Annotated in this window: 18 protein-coding genes and 1 riboswitch; of the genes, 8 read left to right on the forward strand and 10 right to left on the reverse strand. The window is 71.6% G+C overall.

The genetic code is table 11. From position 1 onward, the window contains the following. Window positions 1-228: 228 nt before the first annotated feature. Window positions 229-2,286: a bifunctional glycosyltransferase 87/phosphatase PAP2 family protein gene (locus OG622_RS35190; protein WP_371580664.1), complete on the forward strand. Its 2,058-nt coding sequence runs from the start codon at window positions 229-231 to the stop codon at window positions 2,284-2,286. A gap of 80 nt (window positions 2,287-2,366) precedes the next feature. Here OG622_RS35190 and OG622_RS35195 read toward each other — a convergent pair whose 3' ends face one another. Next, the gene (locus tag OG622_RS35195) at window positions 2,367-3,602 is read right to left on the reverse strand and encodes a cytochrome P450 (RefSeq protein WP_371580665.1); all 1,236 of its coding nucleotides are present in this window, start codon (window positions 3,600-3,602) and stop codon (window positions 2,367-2,369) included. A gap of 225 nt (window positions 3,603-3,827) precedes the next feature. Between OG622_RS35195 and OG622_RS35200 the strand changes: the two genes are divergently transcribed. Together OG622_RS35200 and OG622_RS35205 are read left to right on the forward strand one after the other, a co-directional pair. Continuing rightward, window positions 3,828-4,997 (forward strand): steroid 3-ketoacyl-CoA thiolase, encoded by a 1,170-nt coding sequence (locus tag OG622_RS35200; RefSeq protein ID WP_371580666.1) that lies wholly within the window; start codon window positions 3,828-3,830, stop codon window positions 4,995-4,997. A gap of 572 nt (window positions 4,998-5,569) precedes the next feature. Then, window positions 5,570-9,406 carry a helix-turn-helix domain-containing protein gene (locus OG622_RS35205; RefSeq protein WP_371580667.1) on the forward strand — a complete coding sequence of 1,279 codons (3,837 nt, stop codon included), beginning with the start codon at window positions 5,570-5,572 and terminating at the stop codon, window positions 9,404-9,406. Here the strand turns inward: OG622_RS35205 and OG622_RS35210 are convergent. Together OG622_RS35210 and OG622_RS35215 are read right to left on the reverse strand one after the other, a co-directional pair. Beyond that, on the reverse strand, window positions 9,389-9,670 hold the full coding sequence (locus tag OG622_RS35210) for a DUF397 domain-containing protein (protein ID WP_371580668.1): 282 nt from the start codon (window positions 9,668-9,670) through the stop codon (window positions 9,389-9,391). The two genes, OG622_RS35205 and OG622_RS35210, sit on opposite strands and share 18 nt — an antisense overlap. Beyond that, complete coding sequence (locus OG622_RS35215) at window positions 9,630-10,478, reverse strand: Scr1 family TA system antitoxin-like transcriptional regulator (RefSeq protein ID WP_371580669.1); 849 nt, start codon at window positions 10,476-10,478, stop codon at window positions 9,630-9,632. Before OG622_RS35215 ends, OG622_RS35210 begins: the two co-directional genes overlap by 41 nt. Window positions 10,479-10,569: 91 nt before the next feature. Between OG622_RS35215 and OG622_RS35220 the strand changes: the two genes are divergently transcribed. Continuing rightward, window positions 10,570-10,995 (forward strand): ATP-binding protein, encoded by a 426-nt coding sequence (locus OG622_RS35220; protein WP_371580670.1) that lies wholly within the window; start codon window positions 10,570-10,572, stop codon window positions 10,993-10,995. A 158-nt stretch (window positions 10,996-11,153) separates the two neighbouring features. Here the strand turns inward: OG622_RS35220 and OG622_RS35225 are convergent, their stop codons facing one another. From OG622_RS35225 to OG622_RS35250, 6 genes are all read right to left on the reverse strand, one after another. Then, window positions 11,154-11,564, reverse strand: a complete 411-nt coding sequence (locus OG622_RS35225; protein WP_371580671.1) for a transglycosylase SLT domain-containing protein — start codon at window positions 11,562-11,564, stop codon at window positions 11,154-11,156. Window positions 11,565-11,913: 349 nt separating this feature from the next. Then, entirely contained in the window at window positions 11,914-12,780 is an 867-nt protein-coding gene (locus OG622_RS35230; protein WP_371580672.1) for an ECF transporter S component, read from the reverse strand. Next, window positions 12,777-14,642 carry an ABC transporter ATP-binding protein gene (locus OG622_RS35235; RefSeq protein WP_371580673.1) on the reverse strand — a complete coding sequence of 622 codons (1,866 nt, stop codon included), beginning with the start codon at window positions 14,640-14,642 and terminating at the stop codon, window positions 12,777-12,779. The genes OG622_RS35230 and OG622_RS35235 overlap by 4 nt, the downstream gene beginning before the upstream one ends. After that, window positions 14,639-15,757, reverse strand: coding sequence for an energy-coupling factor transporter transmembrane component T (locus OG622_RS35240; RefSeq protein WP_371580674.1), 1,119 nt, complete (start codon window positions 15,755-15,757; stop codon window positions 14,639-14,641). The genes OG622_RS35235 and OG622_RS35240 overlap by 4 nt, the downstream gene beginning before the upstream one ends. Window positions 15,758-15,879: 122 nt before the next feature. Beyond that, window positions 15,880-16,590 (reverse strand): SCO2322 family protein, encoded by a 711-nt coding sequence (locus OG622_RS35245; protein ID WP_371584319.1) that lies wholly within the window; start codon window positions 16,588-16,590, stop codon window positions 15,880-15,882. 98 nt (window positions 16,591-16,688) lie between these two features. Beyond that, complete coding sequence (locus OG622_RS35250) at window positions 16,689-18,050, reverse strand: prenyltransferase/squalene oxidase repeat-containing protein (protein WP_371580675.1); 1,362 nt, start codon at window positions 18,048-18,050, stop codon at window positions 16,689-16,691. Window positions 18,051-18,165: 115 nt separating this feature from the next. Beyond that, a riboswitch (cobalamin riboswitch) is annotated at window positions 18,166-18,300 on the reverse strand. A gap of 48 nt (window positions 18,301-18,348) precedes the next feature. Here OG622_RS35250 and OG622_RS35255 point away from each other — a divergent pair. Beyond that, window positions 18,349-19,605 carry a phosphotransferase family protein gene (locus OG622_RS35255; RefSeq protein ID WP_371580676.1) on the forward strand — a complete coding sequence of 419 codons (1,257 nt, stop codon included), beginning with the start codon at window positions 18,349-18,351 and terminating at the stop codon, window positions 19,603-19,605. Between the two features lie 53 nt (window positions 19,606-19,658). On the opposite strand, the gene OG622_RS35260 is transcribed toward OG622_RS35255, so the two are convergent. Then, entirely contained in the window at window positions 19,659-20,687 is a 1,029-nt protein-coding gene (locus OG622_RS35260; RefSeq protein ID WP_371580677.1) for an MBL fold metallo-hydrolase, read from the reverse strand. Window positions 20,688-20,968: 281 nt separating this feature from the next. Between OG622_RS35260 and OG622_RS35265 the strand changes: the two genes are divergently transcribed. From OG622_RS35265 to OG622_RS35275, 3 genes are read left to right on the forward strand one after another with little or no spacing between them, the layout of a single operon-like run. Continuing rightward, the gene (locus OG622_RS35265) at window positions 20,969-22,462 is read left to right on the forward strand and encodes an aldehyde dehydrogenase (RefSeq protein ID WP_371580678.1); all 1,494 of its coding nucleotides are present in this window, start codon (window positions 20,969-20,971) and stop codon (window positions 22,460-22,462) included. A gap of 6 nt (window positions 22,463-22,468) precedes the next feature. Next, on the forward strand, window positions 22,469-22,702 hold the full coding sequence (locus OG622_RS35270; RefSeq protein ID WP_371580679.1) for a ferredoxin: 234 nt from the start codon (window positions 22,469-22,471) through the stop codon (window positions 22,700-22,702). Window positions 22,703-22,757: 55 nt separating this feature from the next. Continuing rightward, entirely contained in the window at window positions 22,758-23,624 is an 867-nt protein-coding gene (locus tag OG622_RS35275; RefSeq protein ID WP_371580680.1) for a tetratricopeptide repeat protein, read from the forward strand. Window positions 23,625-23,746 lie beyond the last annotated feature (122 nt).

Raw genomic sequence — 23,746 nt, forward strand, 5'->3', positions numbered from 1 at the left:
GGCCATGCTTCCAGGTGTTTGTCAGTGGCCTGTCACAACCCCGCCCGTGATGTGCATCTGTGATCCACGTCGTGCCCTTGGGCGTGCGGGCAACCTTCCGCGCACTATCGTCATTCGGACAAAACGGTTGGGTGACTCTCGGGTGAAGAGGGGGTTGCCCGCGTCTCACAACGGGGACGGTGCGAGCCTTCTCGGGGGGACGTCGACGGGGCGGGAGGGCGACAGCGCGTGGCGACGGAGCAGAGCAGACCGGGTGGTGCCACCGGAGCGGGCCCGACGGCGGGCCGACTGGGGGCGGCACGAGCGCTGCTGTGGCTGGTCGCCGCGATCCTGGCGGTGCGGCAGATCGCGGTCGTGCTGAACACGCCCAAAGGCGAGCTGCTCACGGATCTGGAAACCTGGGTCGGGCCCAGCGGCGTCCTGCATGTGAACGGCTCGCTGTACGACTCCACACAGTTCACGGGCACACCCTTAGGTGGCCTCGCCCTCAAGCCTCTCACCCGAATGGCCGAACAGGCGCTCGGCTGGGGCTGGACCTTCGGCACCCTCGTCCTGGTCGTCGCCCTCGGCCTGATCGCCGCCCGCGCCCTGCCCCAGCCCGTCAACCGCCGTACGGCGTTGCTCGCGGCCCCCGTCGCGGTCACCCTGCTGATGCTGTCGCTGCCGGTGCGCAACACGCTGTACCTGGGCCAGACCAGCATCCTCCCCGTCCTGCTCGTCCTCGCGGGCTGCTTCGTGGTCCGGGGCGAGCGCACCAGCGGGGTCTGCGTCGGGCTCGCCGCGGCCTTCCAGCCGACCGTGCTGCTCTTCGTGCCGCTGCTGTGGTTCACCGGCCGCAGGCGCGCCGCCGCGAGCACCGGGATCACCTTCGCCGGGGCGACCGCACTGGCCTGGGCCGCGTTACCGCACGACTCGTACACCTACTGGGTGCACCACCTCGCCGGCGTCGGCCTGGGCGGCCGGGCGGACGACCTCGCCAACCAGTCCCTGCACGGTGTGCTGCTCCGGCTCGGCCTGGAGGGCCCGCTGGAGGTCGTCGTCTTCTTCGCGCTGGCCGCGGCCGTCGCCGCACTCGGCATGCGGCGGGCCATCCACTACGCCCGCGACGGGCAGCTGCTGCTGGCGGTCGCCCTCACGGGCTGTGTCGTGGTCGCCGTCTCGCCGACGTCCTGGAAGCACCAGCTGCTGTGGGTGCTCCTCGCGGTGGTCGGCCGGGTCGGGCAGAAGACCTCGGCACGGTACGTGTGGCCGCTCGCCGTCGTCCTGTTGATGACGCTGCCCGCGAAGATGATGGTGCCGAACGTGGGCGTCCTGCACCCGGTGCGTGACAACGTGGTCCTGCTGGCCGCGCTCGCCGCCGCGCTCGTCGTGCCGTTCCTGTCCCGCACCTCGGAGTTCTACCGGACGCCGACCCCCACTCGGTACGCCCCGAAGGCGGAGACCCGGTTCCGCCGGGCCCCGCTGCTGCGCCGGGTGGCGACCCGGCCGAACCTGCTCCTCGAACTGCTGCTGATCCGCGTCACCTACGCCGCCTACCAGCGCACCCGCCTTGAGGCCACCGGCAGCCGGGCCGCCGCCGAGGAGCACGCCAACCAGATCCTCGCCGTCGAGAAGGTCCTGTTCATGGACATCGAGCACTGGTTCAACCACACCGTGGTCGGGATCGGCTGGCTGCGGGGCTTCTTCGACTTCTACTACACGTCGTTCCACTTCGTGGTCCCGCTGACCGTCCTCGGTGTCCTCTACTGGCGCCGCCCCGCCGACTACCGCTGGGCCCGCACGGCCATCGGCCTCACCACGCTCCTCGCCCTCGTCGGCTTCTTCTTCTACCCGCTGGCACCGCCGCGTCTGATGCCGGGCCTCGGCATCATCGACACCATCCACGGCGCCCAGGACTTCTCCAGGCCGGACTACGGCAGGCTGACCGAGCTGGCCAACCAGTACGCGGCGATGCCGTCCCTGCACTTCGGCTGGTCACTGTGGTGCGGGCTCACGATCGCGCTGGTCGCGCCCAAGGTGTGGATGAAGGTACTGGGCCTGCTGCACCCGTTCTTCACGGCGCTCGCGATCGTGGCGACCGGCAACCACTGGATCCTCGACGCGGTGGGCGGCGCGGCGGTGGTGGGCGCGGGCTTCGGCCTGACCTACCTCCTGACAGGGCCCCGCACCACCGCGCCCCGTCAGGGGCGCGGGGAACCGCACGAGCAACCGGGAGCGACCGGCAGCCTCGCGACGGCCGTCCAGCGCGACGGCGGAGGAGACGACGGAGGCAGGGGCGGGGCGTAGGGGGATGGCGCCCCTGCCTCCAGCGGGACGGGTCGACGGCGCCGGGAGGCCGTCGACCCGAGTGCGGTGGGGCGGTGTGGTCAGCCGGTGGTCACCTGGAGGTGCTTCACCCCGTTGATCCAGGCGGAGCGCAACCGGCTGGGTTCGCCGGCGAGCCTGAGGTCCGGCATCGCGTCGGCGATCGCGTTGAAGATCAGGTTGATCTCCAGGACGGCCAGGGACTTGCCGAGGCAGAAGTGCGGGCCTCCGCCGCCGAAGCCGAGGTGGGGGTTGGGGTCGCGGGTGATGTCGAAGGTGTCGGGGTCGGGGAAGACGTCCGGGTCGTGGTTGGCGGAGGCGTAGAAGATGCCGACGCGGTCCCCCTGCTTGATCAGCTTGCCGCCGAGTTCGATGTCCTGGGTGGCGGTGCGCTGGAAGGAGTTGACCGGGGCGGCCCAGCGGACGATCTCCTCGGCGGCCGTCGCGGGGCGTTCGCGCTTGTAGAGGTCCCACTGGTCGGGGTGGGTGAGGAAGGCGTGCATGCCGTGGGTGATGGCGTTGCGGGTCGTCTCGTTGCCCGCGACCGCCAGCATCAGCACGAAGAAGCCGAACTCGTCGGAGGTGAGGTTCCCCTCGTCCTCGGCGGCCACCAGGGTGCTGACGATGTCCTTCGCCGGGCGCTGCTTCCGGTCGGCGGCCATGTTCATGGCGTACGCGATGAGTTCCATCGCCGACTCCTGGCCGACCTCCTCGGTGATGGCGTACTCCGGGTCGTCGTACGAGATCATCCGGTTCGACCACTCGAAGATCCGGATGCGGTCCTCCTGCGGGATGCCGATCAGCTCGGCTATGGCCTGGAGGGGCAGTTCACAGGCGACCTCGGTGACGAAGTCGAAGGGGCCGGGTTGGGCGACGGCCTCGCGGGCGATGCTGAGGGCGCGGTGGCGCAGGTTGTCCTCCAGCGCGCGGATCGCCCGCGGGGTGAAGACGCGCTGCACGATCTGCCGGACCCGGGTGTGCTCCGGCGGGTCCATGTTCAGCAGGATCAGCCGCTGGGCGTCGATCGCGTCGCGCTCGATGTGCTCGTTGAAGCGGATGATCGCGGTGTTGACCGTCGAGGAGAACAACTCCGGGTGCGTGGAGACGAACTTGACGTCCGCGTGCCGGGTGACGGCCCAGTAGCCCTCGTCCGCGAAGCCCGCGATGCCGGGTGCCTGCGGGATCCAGTGGACCGGTTCCGTGCGGCGCAGTTCGGCGAACTCCGGGAGAGGGACACGGTGGTGCAGCAGGTCGGGGTCGGTGAAGTCGAACCCGTCGGGCAGCGCTGGACAGGGCATCGGCCACTCCTGACGGGGCATCAGATAGAGGGAATTGCGGTGACCGTAGTAACGGGTTCTACAACTGGCAAGGGGTACGGGCTTTTCAATTGCCGCACGCCCCTTGCGGTCGCGCGGTCACGCTCAGCAGACTGCTCAAGAGAACTAGAACGCGTACTAGTTCTGCGTGGCGGGCCGGGCCGGGACGCCCCGCGCCGCGCGGGTAACCGTCGAGAGGATTCCCCCATGGCCGCGGAACCCGTGATCGTCGAAGCCGTACGCACTCCCATCGGCAGGCGCGGCGGCGCGCTCGCCAACCTGCACCCCGCCTACCTGTTGGGCGAGACCTACCGTGAACTCCTCGGGCGCACCGGCATCCCCGCCGACTGCGTCGAACAGATCGTCGGCGGCACGGTGACCCACGCCGGCGAACAGTCCATGAACCCCGCGCGCACGGCCTGGCTGACCATGGGCCTGCCCTACGAGACGGCCGCGACGACCGTCGACTGTCAGTGCGGCTCCTCGCAGCAGGCCTCGCACATGGTGGCCAACATGGTCTCGGCGGGCGTCATCGACGTCGGGATCAGCTGCGGCGTCGAGGCCATGTCCCGGGTGCCGCTCGGGTCGGGGTCCAAGCACGGGCCCGGGAAGCCGTTCCCGGAGGAGTGGAACGTCGACCTGCCGAACCAGTTCGAGGCGGCGGAGCGGATCGCCCGGCACCGGGGGCTCACCCGGGAGAACGTGGACGCGCTCGGCCTGCTCTCCCAGGAGCGGGCCGCCGCCGCGTGGGCCGAGGAACGGTTCAAGAAGGAGACGTTCGCCGTCCAGGTGCCGACGACCGAGGCGGAGCAGGCCGCGGGCCAGGGCATGTGGCGGCTCGTCGACCACGACGAGGGGCTGCGCGACACGTCGGTGGAGGCGCTGGCCCGGCTGAAACCGATCATGCCGACGGCCGTCCATACGGCGGGCAACTCCTCGCAGATCAGCGACGGCGCGGCGGCGATCATGTGGGCGTCGAAGCGGATGGCCCGCGCGCTGAAGCTGCGGCCCCGGGCGCGGATCGTCGCCCAGGCGCTGGTGGGCTCCGACCCCCACTTCCACCTCGACGGGCCGATCGACGCGACCAAGGCGGTGCTGGGGAAGGCCGGGATGTCGCTCAAGGACATCGACCTCGTCGAGATCAACGAGGCCTTCGCGTCGGTGGTGCTGAGCTGGGCGCAGGTCTTCGACCAGGACCTGGCGAAGGTGAACGTCAACGGCGGCGCGATCGCCCTGGGGCATCCGGTGGGTGCGACGGGGGCGCGGCTCATCACGACCGCGCTGCACGAACTGGAGCGGACCGACAAGGAGTTCGCGCTGGTGACGATGTGCGCGGGCGGCGGACTGGCGACCGGGACGATCATCCAGCGGCTGTGACGTCGCCCGCCGCCCGCCGCCCGCCGCCCGCCGCCCGCCGCTGTCGGCCGACCGTGGTGCGGTGGCTGTTGTCCGGCTGAAGGCTGAGGCTGAAGGCTGAGGCTGAAGGCTGGGGCTGAAGGCTGGCGCCTGACGGCTCACCTGATGGCTGATGGCTGTCCGGTCGGCGGCGAGCGGACAGTGGCGCCGGTGGCCGGTGGCCGGTGGCCGGTGGCTGTCCGGCTGTCGGTCGGCGCCCGGAGACGGAAGTGGCCCTGCTGGTCGTCCCGCGGCCAGCAGGGCCTTCCCCCGTGGCGGCCACGTCCCCCGTGCCGCCTCTTTCCCCCGTGGCGACCGGTCGCGCCGCCGCTTTCCCCCGTGAGCGGCATGTCCCCCGTGGCCGTGCCGCACGATCCCCCGTCGTGTGCGGCCCCCGTACCGCCCACACCACTGATTTCACCGGGTCGCGCATTGTTTGGCACGGGTGCCGAGCATGCCAAACAATGGCCGGACGCGATCTCTCCGCTTAGGTGGCCGGATGCGTACGGTGGTTGTCCGGGACGGTGTGGGTGTGGTGGGAGGGGAACAGCGCGGTGGCGGGTCGTCGTGAGGTGCCGGTCGATCCGGGGGCCGGGCCGGTGCAGCGGTTCGCGTTCGAGTTGCGGAAACTGCGGACCGAGGCGGGCGGCCTCACCTACCGGGCGATGGCCGAGCAGGCGGGCTACTCGATCACCACCCTCTCCCAGGCGGCGGGCGGCGAGCAGTTGCCCACGCTGGCGGTGGCCCTGGCCTTCGTACGGGCCTGCGGGGGCGATCCGGGGGAGTGGGAGATCCGGTGGCACCAGGCGGTCGAGGAGGCCGCCGCGTCGGACCCGGACAAGGACGGGGAGGGCGCGGAGCCGCCGTACCGGGGGCTGGCCCGGTTCGAGGCCGACGACAGCGGGCTCTTCTTCGGCCGGGACCGGCTCACCGCGGAACTCGTGGACCTGCTGCGCCGCCGACGGTTCGCGGCGGTCTTCGGCCCGTCGGGGATCGGCAAGTCCTCACTCCTGCGCGCCGGTCTGATCCCCGTCCTGCGCGAGTCCGAGGAGCAGGGACTGCGGCCGTCCGCGATCCGGATCCTGACCCCCGGCGAGCAACTGGCCCGCACCCATGAGCTGCTGCTGGAGACGAACGGCACCGACGCAGGCACCGACGCAGGCACCGGCACACGCACCGACGCAGGTATCGGCACAGGCACCGGCACCCGCACCGGCTCCGGTGACACCCTCGTGGTCGTCGACCAGTTCGAGGAGGTCTTCACCCTCTGCCACGACGCGGCCGAACGGGCCCGCTTCATCGACCTGTTGCTGACCGCGCGCGAGCCGGAGAGCCGGTTGCGGGTGCTGTTGGCGGTGCGCGCGGACTTCTACGGCCGCTGCGCCGAGCACCGTGAGCTGGCCGAGGCGCTGGGCGACGCCAATCTGCTGGCCGGGCCGATGAGTTCGGCGGAGCTGCGCGAGGTCGTCGTCAAGCCGGCGGCGGCTGCCGGGCTGACGGTGGAACGGGCGCTGACCACGCGGCTGGTCGACGAGATCACCGACGCGCCCGGCGGTCTGCCGCTGCTGTCGCACGTCCTGCTGGAGACCTGGCGGCGCCGCCGGGGCAAGACGCTGACCCTCGCCGGGTACGAGGCGGCCGGCGGCCTGGACGGAGCCATCGCCAAGACCGCCGAGGACATGTACGGCCGGTTCACCCACGGCGAGGCGGCCACGGCCCGCCGGGTGCTGCTGCGGCTGATCTCCCCGGGGGACGGCACGCCCGACACACGCCGGCCCGCCGACAGGGCCGAGCTGAAGACCACGGGCACCGGTCGGGCGGAGGTCGCCCAGGTCCTGGAGGCCCTCACCCGGGCCCGCCTCCTCACCCTCGACGGCCCGACCGTCGAGGTCGCCCACGAGGCGCTCATCACCGCCTGGCCCCGGCTGCGCGGCTGGATCGAGGAGGACCGGGACCGTCTGCGCGCCCACCGGCAACTGACCGAGGCGGCCCGGACCTGGGAGGAGCTGGGCCGTGACACGGGCGCGCTGTACCGGGGCAGCCGGCTCGTCACGGCACGGGAGTACTTCGGGGGCCCCCGTCACACCGACGACCTGACCGACCAGGAAGCCGCCTTCCTCACCGAGAGTCTCACCGCCCTCGACCAGGAGGAACGGGCCAGGGCCCGCACCACGCGACGCCTGCGCGTCCTCGTCGGCTCCCTCGCCTGCCTCCTGGCCCTCGCGCTCACCGCCACGGCCGTCGCCTACTGGCAGCGCCAGAGCGCCGTGAACGCCCAACGCGAGGGCCTGTCCCGGCAGCTGGCCGCCCAGTCCGCCGCGCTGTTGGAGAGCGACACCGACCTCGCCTCGCTGCTGGCCGTCAAGGCGTACCGGACGAGCCCCACCCGCGAGGCCACGCGCAGCCTGTACGCCGCGGCGGCCGTCCCGCTGGAACGCCGGCTGACCGGGCACACCGGGACCGTGTCCACCCTGGTCTACAGCTCGGACGGGAAGACCCTCGCCACGGGGAGTTTCGACGGCACGGTGCGGCTGTGGGACCCGGCGACCGGCCGCACCCGGAAGGTGCTCACCGGCGGAGACCACACCAGACTCGTGCGGACCGTGGCCTTCAGCCCGGACGGCAGGACCCTCGCGACCGGCGGCGGTGAGGAGGTGCGGTTGCGGGACGCGGCCACCGGACGCGTCCGGGATTCGCTCACCGCCCGCGTGACCGAGGAGAACAGCCTGGCGTCCGTGGGTTTCGACCATGACGGCCGAGCACTGGCCGTACGAGAGAACGGGCAGGTGCTGGACGTGGCATCCGGCCGTGTCGCGACCACGCTCAAGGGCCCCACCGGTCTGGAGATGGCGGTGGCGTTCAGCCCGGACGGACGCACGCTGGCCACCAGCACCCGGGACCGCACCGCACAGCTGTGGGACCTGGACACCGGAAGAGTGCTGTCCACCCTCAAGAGCAGTACGGGAGTGGTCAGTTCACTGGCGTTCGACTCCGCCGGGAAGATCCTGGCCACCGGCACCGAGGACGGCACCGTCCATCTGTGGGACGTGGCCGACGGCAGGCAGCGGACCACCCTCACCAGTGCCAGCAGCCGCGTCGAGTCCATGGCGTTCGACCCGGACGGCAAGACCCTGGCCGCCGGCAGCTACGACGGCACGGTTCGCCTGTGGGACCTCGCCACCGGACGTGCCGACACCACCCTCACCGGCCACACCAGCCCCGTGATGTCGGTGGCGTTCAGCCCTGACGGGAGGCAACTGGCGGCGGGCAACGAGGACAGCAATTTCGCGGGCGGCGACCGGGTCAGTGTCCGGCTCTGGAACGTGACCACGCACAGGCCCCGAGCCACGGTGACCGTGCCGGGCGGCAGTATCGAAGCGGTCGCGTTCAGCCCCGACGGTGACACCCTCGCCACCGCCAGTGTCCGGATGACCCAGGAGATCCGGGACATGGCCGGGGTGGTACGGCTGTGGGACCCGGTCACGCGCCGTACGAGAAGCGTACTCACCGGTGAGGTGACCCTCGTGGGGTCACTGGAGTTCAGCCCGGACGGCAGGACGCTCGCCCTCACCAACGACGCCGACGCGGAGTTGTGGGACCCGGCCACCCGACGTCTGCGGACCACGCTCCCCAGCCGGTTCGTCAACGCGATGGTGTACAGCCCCGACGGCCGGACGCTGGTGACGGTGGGCAGCGACGGACTGGTGCTGTGGGACGTGCCGACCGGTCGTCCCCGTGTCTCCTTCCCCAAGGACGAGGAGAGTTCGGTGCTGGCGTTCAGCCCCACGGGCGAGGTCTTCGCCACCACCGGGGGCAACGACGAGAAGGTCCGGCTCCGGGATCCCGACACCGGACGCGTCCGCCTCACGCTGACCGACCCCACCGGCCGCCCCGCACCGACGCGTTACGCGGACGACGACTACATCATGTACCGGCAGATCGAGTCGATGGCGTTCAGCCCGGACGGCCGTACGCTCGCCACCGGTTCCTCCGACGGCACGGTCCGGTTGTGGAACACCGGGACGGGACAGCTCGACGCCACCCTGACCGCGGGCACCACGGAAGCCTCGGTGAGGGTGGCGTTCAGCCCGGACGGCCGCACCCTCGCCACCGCCGCCTCCGACACCACGGTACGGCTCTGGGACACCGCCACGGGGTACGCGCGCGCGACCCTCACCGGCCACGGTGATGGCCCCCGGGCGATGGCTTTCAGCCCGGACGGTCACACCCTCGCGACCGGAGAATACGAGGGTCGCCTGCGCCTGTGGAACGTGGATCTGCCCGCCCCGGACAAGTCGATCACCAACATCTGCCGAGCGGTCCACCGCGACCTCACCCGGCAGGAGCGGGCCTTGTACCTCCCGGACCAGGAGTCAGGCGGCGTCTGCTGACGCCGCCCAGCCGAGGAAGGTGCTGAACGCGGCGGGGGCCAGGGTGAGTTGGGGTCCCGCCGGGTTCTTGGAGTCGCGGATGGCGATGATGGGGCAGGGGGTTTCGGTGATCTCTACACAATCACCGCCCTGGTCGCTGCTGTGCGAGGACTTGCGCCAGGCCAGGGGGCCGAGCGGCGCGCACTCGACGCAATCGCCGCCTTGGTCGCCGCTGTAGCTGGACTTACGCCACTCGGTCCGCACCGGAATCCCGTTGCTCTGCATAGCGTTCCTCCATCACGCGCCGGATCAGCTCTGCCGAGTCCCTGAGGGAGAGGGCAGCGGCTTGAAGATGATCGTAACGGAGTGAACAGTCCCTTACGGTGTCCGGGTTCGCGGTCGGATGCCCACTTCCGTAGCCCTCGGTGTAGACGATGTCCGGGTCCTGGCGGCAGCGGTAGAGGTTGAATGAGCCTTGTAGTCCCGCGTGTGCTCCGGCCTCGAAAGGCAGAACCTGGACGTTGATTCGGTGATTCTTCTCGAAGGCCAACAGTTTCAACAATTGGCCCCGCATGACATCCGCGCCACCGAGCTTCTGGTAGAGCGCGGCTTCGCTGATGACGGCCCACAGGACCGGTGGCTCCTCCTTCTCGAAGATGCGCTGGCGGGCGAGTCGTACGGCGGTCCGTTCGTCGAGGTCGGTCTCGTCCAGGGCGCCCAGTACAGCGCGTACGTAGTTCTCTGTCTGGAGCAGGCCGTGGATCAAGTGCGTCTGGAACGTGTAGATCTCGGCGGCCCGAACCTCGATCTCCGCCACCTGCTGAAACCAGGCCGGAAGTTGACTGCGCATCACCAGCACCGCCAGCCGGGACAGCAGCCCGCCCGTCTCCAGCGCCACATCCACCCGCTCGCTGAACTCCAGCGTCGGGCATTTTCTCGCGGTTTCGATCTGTCCCACCAGCGACGCGGTGTACCCGAGGATGTCCCCCAACTGCTTCTGCGTCAGGCTCGCGGCCTCGCGGCAGCGCCGCAACTCGTAGCCGTAGTAGTCCAGTGGTGAGGCGCCGGGGTCGAGGGTGTGGATCTGGGTCACGTGCGGTCCCTCCGTCGAGCTTGAACCCACTCTTCAACAGGTTGTGTCCGATCTGTAGCTGAGAGTAGCCGCGTCGGGTCAGTCTTGGGGCGTGAACGCATACTTTCCCCCCTTCCTCCTGGGTGCCCCACCCGCCCAGTACCGGATCAGCCTCACCGTCGGTGAGCACTCGGCGCATCACATCCGCCATATCGTCCGCTCGTATCTCGACGAGTGGGAGCTGCCGGAGCTGACCGACGCCGTCGAGCTGGGCGTGACGGAGCTGCTCGCCAACGTCGTACGGCATGTCCCGGACCGGCGGTGCACGCTGCTGTTGCTGCGGGCGGCGGCCGGGGTGCGGGTGGAGGTGGGCGACGGGTCGGCTCAGCTCCCCGTCGTGCGGGACGACTTGCCGCCGGACTCGGAACGCGGGCGCGGCCTCACACTGTTGGGCGCGGTGTCCGACAAGTGGGGGGTGGGGCCCAGGGGGGCCGGGGGCAAGACGGTGTGGTTCGAGTGCCGGGGCGGCGCCGACTGAAGCGGTCGCCGTTCGCCGCGGCGGGAACGTGCCGTGCGGACGGCGAAGGCGGTGGCCCCGGGGATCGGGGGCCGCCGCCTTCGGTCTGGGTCGGCTGTGCCGGTTGTTTCGTCCGTGTCAGCCGTGCAGCTCGCGCTGGTGGTGCGGGTCTTGCTGGATCAGTACCAGTTGTTGGCCTGCCAGAAGTTCCACGCGCCACAGGGGCTGCCGTAGCGGTCCTTCATGTAGTCCACGCCCCACTTGATCTGCGTGGCGGCGTTGGTCTTCCAGTCGGAGCCCGCGGTGGACATCTTCGAGCCGGGCAGGGCCTGGACCAGGCCGTATGCGCCGGAGGACGAGTTCGTCGCCTTGATGTTCCAGTCGCTCTCGTGGTCGACGATGTTGGAGAAGCACTTGTACTGGGCCGAGTCCGCGATCATCTTCTTCGCCACAGCCTGCGCCTGAGTGGCCTCCGACGCGGCCTGGGCGGGCGCGGCGGCGAACAGGGCACCGGTGGCGGCAGCGGCCAGGGTGACACCGGCGAGGGCCTTCTTCGGGGAGGCGATGCGGCGGAGAACGGAGACGGTCACGGGGATCCTTTTCTTCGGGGACACGGCCGTCGCGGGCATGCCTTCACCACGTGCTGTGCGGTGGGGGCGTACGTCGGCGCCGAGGCCCGGGTGGGCTCGTCGGCGCCGTTGCGACTCCTCCAGGGAAACAGCCGGAGCGGCCGTCCGCAATGACCCTTTTTGCTAGTTGTAGTCGTATTCGCGGTGAAGGTGCCCTCTGTGACGTGGCTCTCAAAGTGCTGGTCAGCGCGGGTAAGGGCGTGTGCACGTCACGTACTTCGATCTACGAGCCCGGTTCGTATGTGATGTGGGTCCTGTGTGGTGGTTCACGGCTCATGTAACGGACGGTGAGTGGTGCGGTTCGTGTGGGTCATCGGGTGGGCGGGGTGAATGTGACCGCGCTCTCGAAGGCGGCCCTGCGGGTGGCCCGGCGCAGTGCCTTCAGGACCGGGGTACCGAGGGTGAGGGTCAGGGCGACGGTGACGACCGCGCGGCCCAGGTCCCAGCCGAGGGACGTGGCCAGGCAGTACGCGACGAAACGGGCGAGGTTCGCCGCCGGGGCCGCCGACTCGTCGAAGGCGATGTTCGAGGCGAGCGTGTCGATGAAGGGCCAGCCGTAGAGGTTCATGACCGTGCCGTAGGCGAAGGCGGCGACGAAGCCGTAGGCGGCGAGCAGGGCCAGCTCGGTACGGCCGCGCAGGCGGTGCGCGCCCGGCAGCAGTCCGGCGCCCATCGCGAACCATCCCATCGACAGCATCTGGAACGGCATCCACGGCCCCACACCGCCCGTGAGCAGCGCGGACGAGAACATCGTGACCGCGCCGAGGGTGAAGCCGAAGCCGGGGCCGAGGACGCGGCCGCTGAGGAGCATGAGGAAGAACATCGGCTCGATGCCGGCCGTCCCCGCTCCGATCGGCCGCAGCGCCGCCCCGGTCGCCGCGAGCACCCCGAGCATCGCCACCGCCTTCGCCCCCAGCCCGGCCTCGGAGAGCGTCGCGCCGACGACCCCGACCAGCAGCACCAGCAGCCCCGCGAACAGCCAGGGCGCGTCCTTCGCGTGCGCGGTCACCTGCGAGCCGGGGTCCGCGAAGAAGGGCCAGCTGAAAGCCGCCGCACCGATGAGGCTGACGAGGACGAGGGCGGCGATGGTGCGGGGGGAGAGGGGGACGGGGCGGGGACGTGGGCGGCGGCGAGCGGGGGTGGGGGGTTCGGTGTCGGTGGGGGAGGAGCCGCTCATGGCTGGCGCCCTTCCGCCTTGGCCCCGCCCTTTTCCTCCGGCTCGTCCCCGGCCTGCCCTTCCGCCTTGACTCCAGCCTGTTTTTCCAGCTCGGCCCCGCCCCGTTCCTCCGGCCCGGCCGCCCGCAGGGCGCGTCGTACCTGTGCTGCGGTCAGCCACTTCTGGGGTGCGAGGATCTTTGTGACCTGGGGGGCGAAGGAGGGGGAGCCGACGACGACCTCGGGGGTCGGGCCGTCGGCGACGATCTCGCCGTCGGCGAGGATCAGGACGCGGTGGGCCAGCTCGGCGGCCAGTTCCACGTCGTGCGTGGCCAGGATGATGGCGTGGCCGTCGGCGGCGAGCCCGCGCAGGGTCGTGACCAGGCGGGACTTGGCCGCGTAGTCGAGGCCCCGGGTCGGCTCGTCGAGGAGGAGCAGCGGTGGGCGGGCCGTGAGGACGACCGCGAGCGCGAGGGCCAGCCGCTGCCCCTCCGACAGGTCACGGGGGTGAGTGTCGTCCCCGATCCCGGGCAGCAGCTCGGAGGCGAGCCTCCGGCACGTGCCCGGCTCGGCCCCCGCGTCCCGGTCCGCCGCCGCGCACTCCGCCGCGACGGTGTCGGTGTACAGGAGGTCGCGCGGCTCCTGCGGTACGAGCCCGACCCGGCGTACGAGATCCTTCGGCGCCGTGCGGTGTGGCGTCAGCCCGCCCACGCGCACCGAACCGGCCGCCGGTTCCACCAGTCCGACCAGCGCGGAGAGGAGCGTGGATTTGCCGGCGCCGTTGCGGCCCATGAGAGCGATCGTCTCGCCGGGGGTGACGGTGAGGTCGATGTGGGTGAGGGCGTGGACGTGGCCGCGGTGGACATCGAGGGCCCTGACTGTCGCCGGTTCGGCGGGAGGTGAGGGGGTGGGAGGGGTGGAATGTTTGCCGAGGAGGCGCCGGAGGAGGGGGGAGGGGCGGGCCGGGGGGAGCTCGGGGGCTTCTGTGCGTCGCGGGGTGCGGGTGGGTTGTGGTTGATCGGGCGGTTCCCCGCGCCCCTTTGGAGCGCGGGTGGTGTCCGGTGTTCGAGTCGCGAGGCGTTCCCGCAGTGGTCCCGCGCGGCGGCGGGCGTCCCGCACCGTCAGCGGCAGTGGGGACCAGCCCGCCAGCCGCCCGAGGTCCACCACCGGCGGATACACGGGAGAGACCGCCATGATCTCGGCCGGGGTGCCGAGGGTCAACGGGGCACCGGGGGCCGGGAGGAGGGCGACCTGGTCGGCGTACTGGACGACGCGTTCCAGGCGGTGTTCGGCCATCAGGACGGTCGTGCCGAGGTCGTGGACGAGTCGCTGGAGCACGGCCAGGACCTCCTCGGCGGCGGCCGGGTCCAGCGCCGAGGTCGGCTCGTCGAGGACGAGCACACGCGGGTGCGGGGTGAGGACGGACCCGATGGCGACGCGCTGCTGCTGGCCGCCGGAGAGCGTGGCGATGGGACGGTCGCGGAGCCCGGCGAGCCCCAGCAGGTCGAGCGTCTCCTCCACCCGGCGCCGCATGACGTCCGGAGCGAGCCCCAACGACTCCATCCCGTAGGCGAGTTCGTCCTCGACGGTGTCCGTCACGAAGTGCGACAGCGGGTCCTGCCCCACCGTGCCGACCACGTCGGCGAGTTCACGAGGCTTGTGCGTACGGGTGTCCCGCCCGGCCACCGTGACCCGGCCGCGCAGGGTGCCGCCGGTGAAGTGCGGCACGAGCCCGCTCACCGCCCCGAGCACCGTCGACTTGCCGACGCCCGACGGCCCGACGAGCAGCACGAGTTCACCCTCCGGGACCTCGAAGTCCACGCCCTGGACGGTGGGTTCCGCCACTCCCTTGTACGTCACGGAGACATCCTCGAAGCGGATCACGCGGGTTCCTTCGTCGGTGGGGCGGCGTTCGGCTGGGTGCGCGGCGGGGCGGGCCTCGACGAGGCGGGCTTCGGTGGGGCGGGCACCACGAACGCGGGGAGTAGGCCCAGCAGGATCGCGGCGGCCGGCCGGAGGGGGAGGTCCGGGGAGGTGAGGGGTACGACGGTGGGGTGCAGGGCGGCGGAGTCGTACGCGCCGAGGACGATCAGCAGCACGGCGACGGCGATGCCGGACCCGGCCACCAGCCACGCGCGCCCGCCCCACACGTCCGGCCGGTAGCGGGTGCGCGGCGAGCGACGGCCGCCCAGCCGCAGTCCGGTGAGCGCGGCGGCCAGCCCGGCGAGCAGCACGGGGAGGCCGTAGGTGCCGCCCTCGGCGGTCAGTACGCCGTACGTTCCCGCGCAGACGCCGAGCAGCCCGCCGAGGGTGAGCGCGGCGGTCGTACGGCGGACCGGGGCGGGGACCTGTGCGGTACGGCCGTAGCCGCGCGAGTCCATCGCGGCGGCGAGCGCGACCGATCGCTCCAACGCGCCCTCCAGCACGGGCAGTCCGACGTGCAGCAGCCCCCGTACGCCCCGGTCCGGCCGCCCTCGCAGCCGCCGCGCGGCCCGCAACCGCTGGACGTCCGCCACCAGATGCGGTGCGAACGTCATCGCCACCACCACGGCGACGCCCGCCTCGTACAGGGCGCCGGGGAGCGACTTGAGCAGCCGCGCCGGGTTCGCGAGGGCGTTCGCGGCGCCGATGCAGATCAGCAGGGTGGCCAGCCGCAGCCCGTCATACAGCGCGAACAGAAACCCCTCCGCTGTGACCCGGCCACCGAGTCGGATCCCCTGTGACCAGTCGGGCAGTGGCACTTCGGGGAGCGTGAACAGGGTGTGCGTACCGGGGATGGGCGAGCCCAGCACGATCGCGAAGACCAGCCGAATGAGCAGTACGGCGAGACCGAGCTTCACGAACGCGGTGTACGACCGGGCCCAGGGCGCGTCGGTCCGATGCGTGGCCACGACGTATCCGGCGACCGCGACGAGGAGGCAGAGGAGAAGGGGGTTGGTGGTACGGGACGCGGCAGTCGCGAGCCCGAGGGCCCAGACCCACCAGGCGAGGGGGTGCACGCCGAGCTCCCTGCTCCCCCTGACCACCGGCAGTCGTGCCGCTGGGCCGGCTTCCCGCCCCGTCGTCTCGGCCGCGGGTAGTTGTGCCGGTCGGCTGAATTTCCGCCACCACCGCATCCGCCCTACCTCCGACGCCGCCGCGCCTGCCACACCGCAGCGGCCCCCAGCACGGCGACCACTCCCACGCCCGCGAGCAGCCCGACGGACGGCCCGCCCCCTTCGTCGGAGGTGACAGCGCCAGCGGGCGGCGAACTCGGTTCGTCCGTGCGGGCGTCGCCGGTGGGATCGCCCCCGGCATCGGTATCGACATCGGCGCCGGTATCGGCATCGGCATCGGCATCGGAGCCGACCGCCTCACCGCACCCCTTCCCCGGATAGTCGGCGATCGCGCAGAGCATCGCGTTCGTGTCGTACCGAAGCGGCTTCGCGACGGACGCCAACGCCTCGGCCGTACTCGCGTCGTCCGGAACGCGCGCACACGCCGTACGCGCCGTCGGCGGCGTCTCACCGGCCGGCGCGTCCGCCGCCGTACCGAAGTCGATGACCAGCGCGACCCGCTTCTCCCCACCCCGCGCGGCTGTTTCCCCACAGATCGCGGCGAAGTCGGCGGCCCCACGCGGCTGGGCCGCGTCCGCGGAGTCCCTGCTGACCGCGAACCGGAACCCCTGGACATCCCCGTCGGACGGCCGCGCGGTCGACGGTCCCTGCGTGGCATACGTCCAGGCCGAACCGTCCCGATCCCAGAACGACCAGTAGCGGTACGCCGAGGCATGAGCCTGCCCCACGCCCACGCTCCCCAGCAGGAGCAGGATGCCGCTCAGCAGCGGCAACACGCCACGCAGCCGGGGCCGGGGCAGAAGAGGCGAGGCCGACCACGACGAGCCCGTCGGCGCGGCAGTCGACCTGATCGCGGCGGCCCTCCGGCGGCCGATCACGCCTCCCGCCGCTTCCTGCCGGCCCTCACCAGTACGAACCCGACGACGCCCCCGACAACGGCGAGCCCGAACCCGATCGCCCACCACGCGCCAGCCCCGAGACCGGCGCCGTCCTCCTCCCCGGTGGCGGTCTCGTCGCTCGGTATGGAGGAGTAGTCGTCCACGTCGCGCGCCGGACCGGTCTCCTTCAGCTGGGCCACGAGGTCGGCGCCACCGAAGTCGCGCGGGTCGTCACCGGCGGCGTGCGCGGCGAAGACGAGCTGGGCGTACGCGGCGGGGCCGGCCTTGGCCGCCCAGACGCCGTAGTTCTTCTCCAGCCAGGCGAGCGGCTTCGCGGTCGCGCCCTTGTCCCCGGCGGCGGCGAGCGCGACGACCGCGTCGGCGGTGTTGCCGTGGTCGGGCTGATCCTCCGCACCCGCGAGGGCGGACGTCAGAAAACCGTCGGCGGCGAGGGCGCCGGCCAGGTAGTCGGCCCCGTTGTGGGCCAGATCCTCCGGCGAGTCACCCGAAACGCACTCCCCGACGGAATCCCCTTGTTTCCCCGGCCCGTTCCCCGCCTCGGCGGCGAACCCCTTGCCCAGGCTGCCGAGTACGGCGGCGGCCGTGGCGTCGGCGTTCGCGGCGAGACCGCCCTTCTTGTCGGGCTGATAGGCGAAGGCGCCGCCGTCGTTCCCGCCGTCCTTCCCACTCCCCTTGCCGTCCTTCTCCCCGTCCCCGCAGGGGATGGCGAGGGCGCGGAGGGCGTCATAGGGCGAGTTGCCGGCCTTCTTCTGCTTGTCGGGGGCGTCGCCCACGGCGGTCAGCGCGCCGATCACGACGGACGTCGAGTTCGCGTCGCTGGGCCCGCCGGCGGTGTAGCCCCAGCCGCCGTCCTTGTTCTGGTTGTCCTTCAGCCAGCGCACCGCCCGCCCCGTCTCGGCGTCCTGTCCTCCGACCGCGGCGAGCGCCTGGACCGCGGCGGCCGTGCTGTTGGTGTCGACCGTCGTCCTGGCATCGCACCGCGCGGTGGCGTCGGCCCGGTACGCCGCGAACGCCCCGCTCGCGCACTGCTGCCCGACGAGCCACCGCACGGCGCCGGCACCGGGCTTCTCCTCCACGGTGTCCAGCGCGAGCAGCGCGAGGGACTGCCGCCAGACACCGTCGTACGTGGGGTCGGTGGAGCCGTACAGGCCGGTGGGGATCGCCTGCGACGGCGAGGCGGAGGGAGCGGCGGATGCCACGGGAGACGCGTCGTCGGCGAGAGCGACCGGCGCGAAACCGCCACCGAATCCGCCACCGAATCCGCCACCGAGTCCGGTGCCGAGCCCGGCTGTGACGGCCAGTACGGCGACTACCGCGGCGCTGCGGCGGACATTCATGATCGGCGGCTGCCTCTCCCTGACGGGGAGCCGGGCGCACGGCGAAGCGCCGGGCGGCTCGGCTCCGTATTCCTCGACGGTGCCGTACACCGGCGGGCCGCCGGTGACGCGAGCCGGTCACGATTCCGTACAGGGCAGTCCGACTTGCCTCCCCCTTGCCGGGGTCGGCTCACGGTTGCGGGTCAGCGCCGGATTTGCACCGGCTTCCCCCCGTACGGGTGTGATGACGACCCGGTCACTCTACCTGCCGGTAGCCAAAAGCCTGAGGGCAGTTGGTGCGCCGGGATAGGTTCGGGCCATGCGCACGGGGAGACTGCTGGGGTCCGGCCGCACGGCCGACGTGTACGAACTCCACACCGACGAAAGCGAGTCCGCGACGGCCGGGCCCGCCACCCTCGTCGCCCACAGCGAAGCCACCGCCCCCGACGGACTCGACGACGGTGACGGAGCTGACGGACATACCGGACGCGGTGGGCGCCCCGGGCGCAACGGGCTTACCGGACCCGCCGCAGCCGACGGACACCACACGGTCGATGGGCCCAACGGCCATTTCGCGGCCGACGGAGCCGGCGGGAGCGGCCGAGGCGACGCGCTCGGTTGGGCCGAGGGGCCGTCCGGGGACGGCGGACCTGGAAACCGTGACGCAGCCAGCGGCCCTGGTGGCCCCGGCGACCGTGGCGAAGTCGGCGGGCGCGGCGGCCGTCGCGGCCTCGGCGGCCGTGCCGCAACCGGCCGAACCGGGAGCCCGGAAGGCGCCGTCGGTGCCTGGGTGTTGCGGCGCTACCGGGACGGCTGGGGTGACGCGGCCGCCGAGGCCGAGATCATGGAGCACGTACGGGCCCACGGGTACCCCGTCCCGCGCGTGCGCTCGGCGAGCCGTACGGAAATGGTGCTGGAGCGGCTGTCCGGCCCGACGATGCTGGAGGCCGTCGCCACCGGTCTGCTCGACCCGGCGCAGGTCGGCGCCACCCTGGCACGCCTCCTGCACTCCCTCCATGCCCTCCCGCCTCGCAACCAAGCGCTCTGCACGCCCCGCGGCCAGGACATCTCCCCGCCCCGCGACCAAGACATCTCCCTGCCCGGCAGCCAAGACATCTCCCCGCCCCGCAGTCATACGCCCGGCCACTCCCTCAGCCCCACCGCCGCCGCGCCGCCCCCCACCCGCGGGGCGTCGTCCACAGCGCCCACACCCCGCGTCCTCCACCTGGACCTGCACCCCGAGAACGTCATCCTCACGACCCACGGCCCCCGGGTCATCGACTGGAGCACTGCCGAGGAGGGGCCGCCCGGCCTCGACTGGGGTACGTCCGCAGTGATCCTCGCCCAAGTCGCCGTCGACACCGCCGACTTCCGTGCCGAGATGGCCCACGCCACACTCGTCTCCCTCCTCCTCGCCCAGCAGCCCGACGGCCCCTCCGCCCTGACGGAGGAGGGACTCGTCGAGGCGGGACGGCGCCGCGCGGCCAACCCGACGATGACCGCGCGCGAAGTGGAACTCGTGGGAGCCGCCGAGGAGTTGATCCGCTCCCTCATGCTTCCGGCGACGGTGGCCTGAGAGCACGGCCTGGTGAGGGCGCGGCGGCGGCCTCCAGCCTCGACGAAAGCCCCTCACACCGCCACATACGTCACCGGATCGCTCCCCGTCACCGCCTCCGCCCGCCCCAGCTTCACCAGTCGCCGCAGATGCGCCTCCGCCTCGGAGACCGCGATGTTGCGGGAGCCGAAGGGGATCTGGGGCCAGGGGCGGTTCCACTCCATGCGTTCGGCGAGTTGCCAGGGGGTGAGGGGAGAGGCGAGGAGGGCGAGCAGGCCGGTGAGCCGGGACTCGTGGTGGGCCAGCAACTCCCGTACGCGGGCGGCGGAGTCGGTGAACGCGTACTGGTGGGCGGGCAGGACCTCGGCGGCGCCGAGGCGCCCGACGCGTTCCAGGGAGTCGAGGTAGTCGCCGAGGGGATCGGTGACGGTGTCGTCGTCCGGGTCCTCGTACAGGCCGATGTGCGGGCTGATCTCGGGGAGGAGATGGTCGCCGGAGAACAGGCGGCCGTGGCCGGGGAGCCGGGAGGGATGCTCCTCCTCCAGATGGAGGCAGACGTGGCCGGGCGTGTGGCCCGGCGTCCAGATCGCGCGGACGCGGCGGCCGGGGAGGTCGAGGAGTTCCCCGGGGACGATCTCGCGGTCGGGGAGCGCGGGGGAGAAACCGGGCAGGGCGCGGGGGCGGCGCGGGCTGCGCAGTGGGGCGAGGTGTTCCTCGGGTGCGCCCGCGGCCGTGAGTTTGTCCGTCATGTACGTGAACCAGCGGTCGGGGCCGGTCCCGCGCGTGCGCCGTACGATCGCAGTGTCCGCCGCGTGCATCGCGATCCACGCCCCGGACGCCTCGCGCACCGCCCCCGACAGCCCGTGGTGGTCGGGGTGGTGGTGCGTGATCACGACCCCGTGGATCTCCGCGACCGACGTACCGCAGGCCGTCAGACCCGCGGCGAGCGTGTCCCACGACGCCGGGTCGTCCCAGCCGGTGTCGACGAGGACCGGCCCGCGGTCGGTGTCGACGACGTACACGAGGGTGTGGCCGAGCGGGTTGTCCGGGATGGGGACCTCGACGGACCGTACGCCTCCGCCGTGATCGTGCACGTGTGTCATGCGCTCCCCCTGTCGTCGATGCCCCGTTGATGACCCGATCACCGCGCGCTCCGGCCACTATAACTAGAACGGGTTCCACCGGGAGTCCGGATGATCCGGTGTGCAGTCCGTGGACTCCTCTCACTGGAACTGGTATCTGTTCCCTATCCCTCACGATCTGATGACTCGTCAGAATCTGAGTCTGGGTCGGAATCTGAATCTGAATCTAAGTCTGCGCACCTGCGGACTCGCGAACTTGGAACTTGCTGGAGAAGAGAACTGGCTCCGGGAGGCAGTCGGCCATGACCGAACTCGTGGAACACGGACAGCTGTTCATCGGCGGGGAGTTGACCGACCCCCTGGGCACGGACGTCATCGAGGTGGTCTCGCCGCACACGGAGGAGGTCATCGGTCGCGTCCCGCACGCGTCGCGCGCGGACGTCGACCGGGCCGTGGCCGCCGCGCGCCACGCCTTCGACCACGGCCCCTGGCCACGTATGACCCTCGACGAACGGATCGAGGTCGTCGCCCGCATCAAGGACGCCTTCGCCGTACGGCACGAGGAGTTCGCCCGGATCATCAGTTCCGAGAACGGCACCCCGTTCACCTCCAGCGTGATGGTGCAGGCGCTCGCCTCGATGCTGGTGTGGGACGCGGCGATCACGACGGCGCGCGGATTCACGTACGAGGAGCGGCGGGACGGCGTGCTCGGCAAGATCCTCGTCCGGCGCGAGCCGGTCGGCGTGGTCGCGGCGATCGTCCCCTGGAACGTCCCGCAGTTCACCGCCGCCGCGAAGCTCGCTCCCGCCCTCCTCTCGGGCTGCCCGGCGATCCTGAAGGTGTCGCCCGAAACCCCCCTGGACGCCTACCTGTTGGCGGAGATCGCCGCCGAGGCCGGCCTGCCCGAAGGTGTTCTCTCCATCCTTCCCGCCGACCGCGAGGTCAGCGAGTACCTGGTCGGGCACCCGGGCGTCGACAAGGTCTCCTTCACCGGCTCGGTCGCCGCCGGCAAACGGGTCATGGAGGTCGCCGCCCGCAACCTCACCCGCGTCACCCTGGAGCTGGGCGGCAAGTCGGCGGCCGTGATCCTGCCGGACGCGGACGCGCAGACGGCCGTCAACGGCATCTCCCCCTTCGCCTGGATGATCAACGGGCAGGCCTGCGTCGCCCAGACCCGCATCCTGGTCCCGCGCAGCCGCTATGACGAGTTCGCCGAGGCCTTCGCGGCCTACGCCTCCGCGCTCAAGATCGGCGACCCCCTCGACCCCGCCACCGAACTCGGCCCCCTCGTCGCCGCCCGCCAGCAGCGCCGCAGCCTCGACTACATACGCATCGGCCAGGAGGAGGGTGCCAAGATCCTCACCGGTGGCGGCCGTCCGGCCGGCCTGGAACGCGGCTGGTACGTCGAGCCGACCCTCTTCGGCGACGTCGACAACTCCATGCGCATCGCCCGCGAGGAGATCTTCGGCCCGGTGATCTGCCTCCTCCCGTACGGCGACGAGGCCGAGGCCGTACGCATCGCCAACGACTCCGACTACGGCCTCAGCGGCAGCGTCTGGACCGCAGACGACGAACACGGCATCGACATCGCCCGCCAGGTCCGCACCGGCACCTACTCCGTCAACACCTTCAGCCTCGACATGCTCGGCCCCTTCGGCGGCTACAAGAACTCCGGCCTGGGACGGGAGTTCGGCCCCGAGGGCTACGGCGAGTACCTGGAGCACAAGATGATCCATCTGCCGGCCGGGTACGAGCCGCCCACCGTCGTCACCGTTACCGTCGACGGAGAGGACTGACAGGGCATGGGTGACCGCTGGCACGTGGAGGTCGACCGTTCCCTCTGTATCGGCTCCGCCCAGTGCACCCACCTCGCCCCGGAAGCCTTCCGCCTCGACTCCGCCATGCAGTCCCACCCCGCCGCCCCCGACACCGATGCCAACGAACGCATCCTGAAGGCGGCGGAGGGCTGCCCGGTGGAGGCGATCACGATCGCCCTCCTGGGCAGCGGGGAGCCGGTGTTCCCGCCGGAGGACTAGGAGGCCTACGCTCTGCGGTCGGTACAGGAACGATCGGGAAGTCGGGGCGGGAAGCGTGCGGAAGTCCGAGGCCATGGAGCTGATCAAGCAGGCGTACGTGGCCTGGGACGCCGAGGAGTGGCAGCGCGCCGCCGACCTCTACGAACAGGTGCTCGCCCATTTCCCGGACGAGAAGCCGAGCGCGGAGTGGTGGTACGACGCCGCGCTCGGCCACAAGTTCCTGCGCAACTGGGACAAGGCGTACGAGCTCGGCATCCAGGCCGCCGCCCGCGCACCGCGCGGCGAGGGCGACCCCGCGTACTGGAACCTCGGCATCGCCGCCACGATCCGCCGCGACTGGGCCACCGCCCGCGACGCCTGGACCGGCTTCGGCATCCAGCTGCCCGACGGCGAGGGCGAGATCGACGGCCGCTTCGGCCAGGCCTGCGTGCGCCTCGACACCGATGGCGCACGTGAGGTGGTGTGGATCGACCGGCTGTGCCCGACGCGCGGGCGCGTGATGAACGTGCCCGTGACCGGCGGCCGCCGCTACGGCGAGATCGTCCTCCACGACGGCCAGCCCAACGGCGAACGCGTCGTCGACGGCGCGACCTACCCCGTCTTCGACGAACTGCTCCTCTTCGAACCGTCCGACCTGCCCACGTTCCAGGTGACGGTCGCGGTCGGCGACCCCGCCGACCTGGAAGCCCTCACCACCCTCTTCGCCGACCACGACTTCGCGGCGGAACCCGCCGGCAGCCTGACGACGCACTGCGCCTGCTGCAGCGAGGGCACCCTCCACAAGGAGCCCCGGCCGGCGCTCGCGGGCGCCCAGCGCGTGTCCCTGGCGGCCCCGGAGGACGAGGCTCGCGGGCTGCTCGACCGGTGGGCGGGCGAGAAGGCGATCGGGCGGAGCTGGAGCGGTCTGGAAGCCGCGGGTTAGCGCGTTCCGTCATTGTCGGAATTGCTCGAAAAAATCCCCTTGAGGGGGTTGTATTCCCGCGTGGGTGTTCTATCGTAGAAATCAGCCTACGAGACGAGTGAGGGAGCCGACCGCAGTAGCCG

This window comes from Streptomyces sp. NBC_01314, assembly GCF_041435215.1.
Classification (GTDB): Bacteria; Actinomycetota; Actinomycetes; order Streptomycetales; family Streptomycetaceae; genus Streptomyces.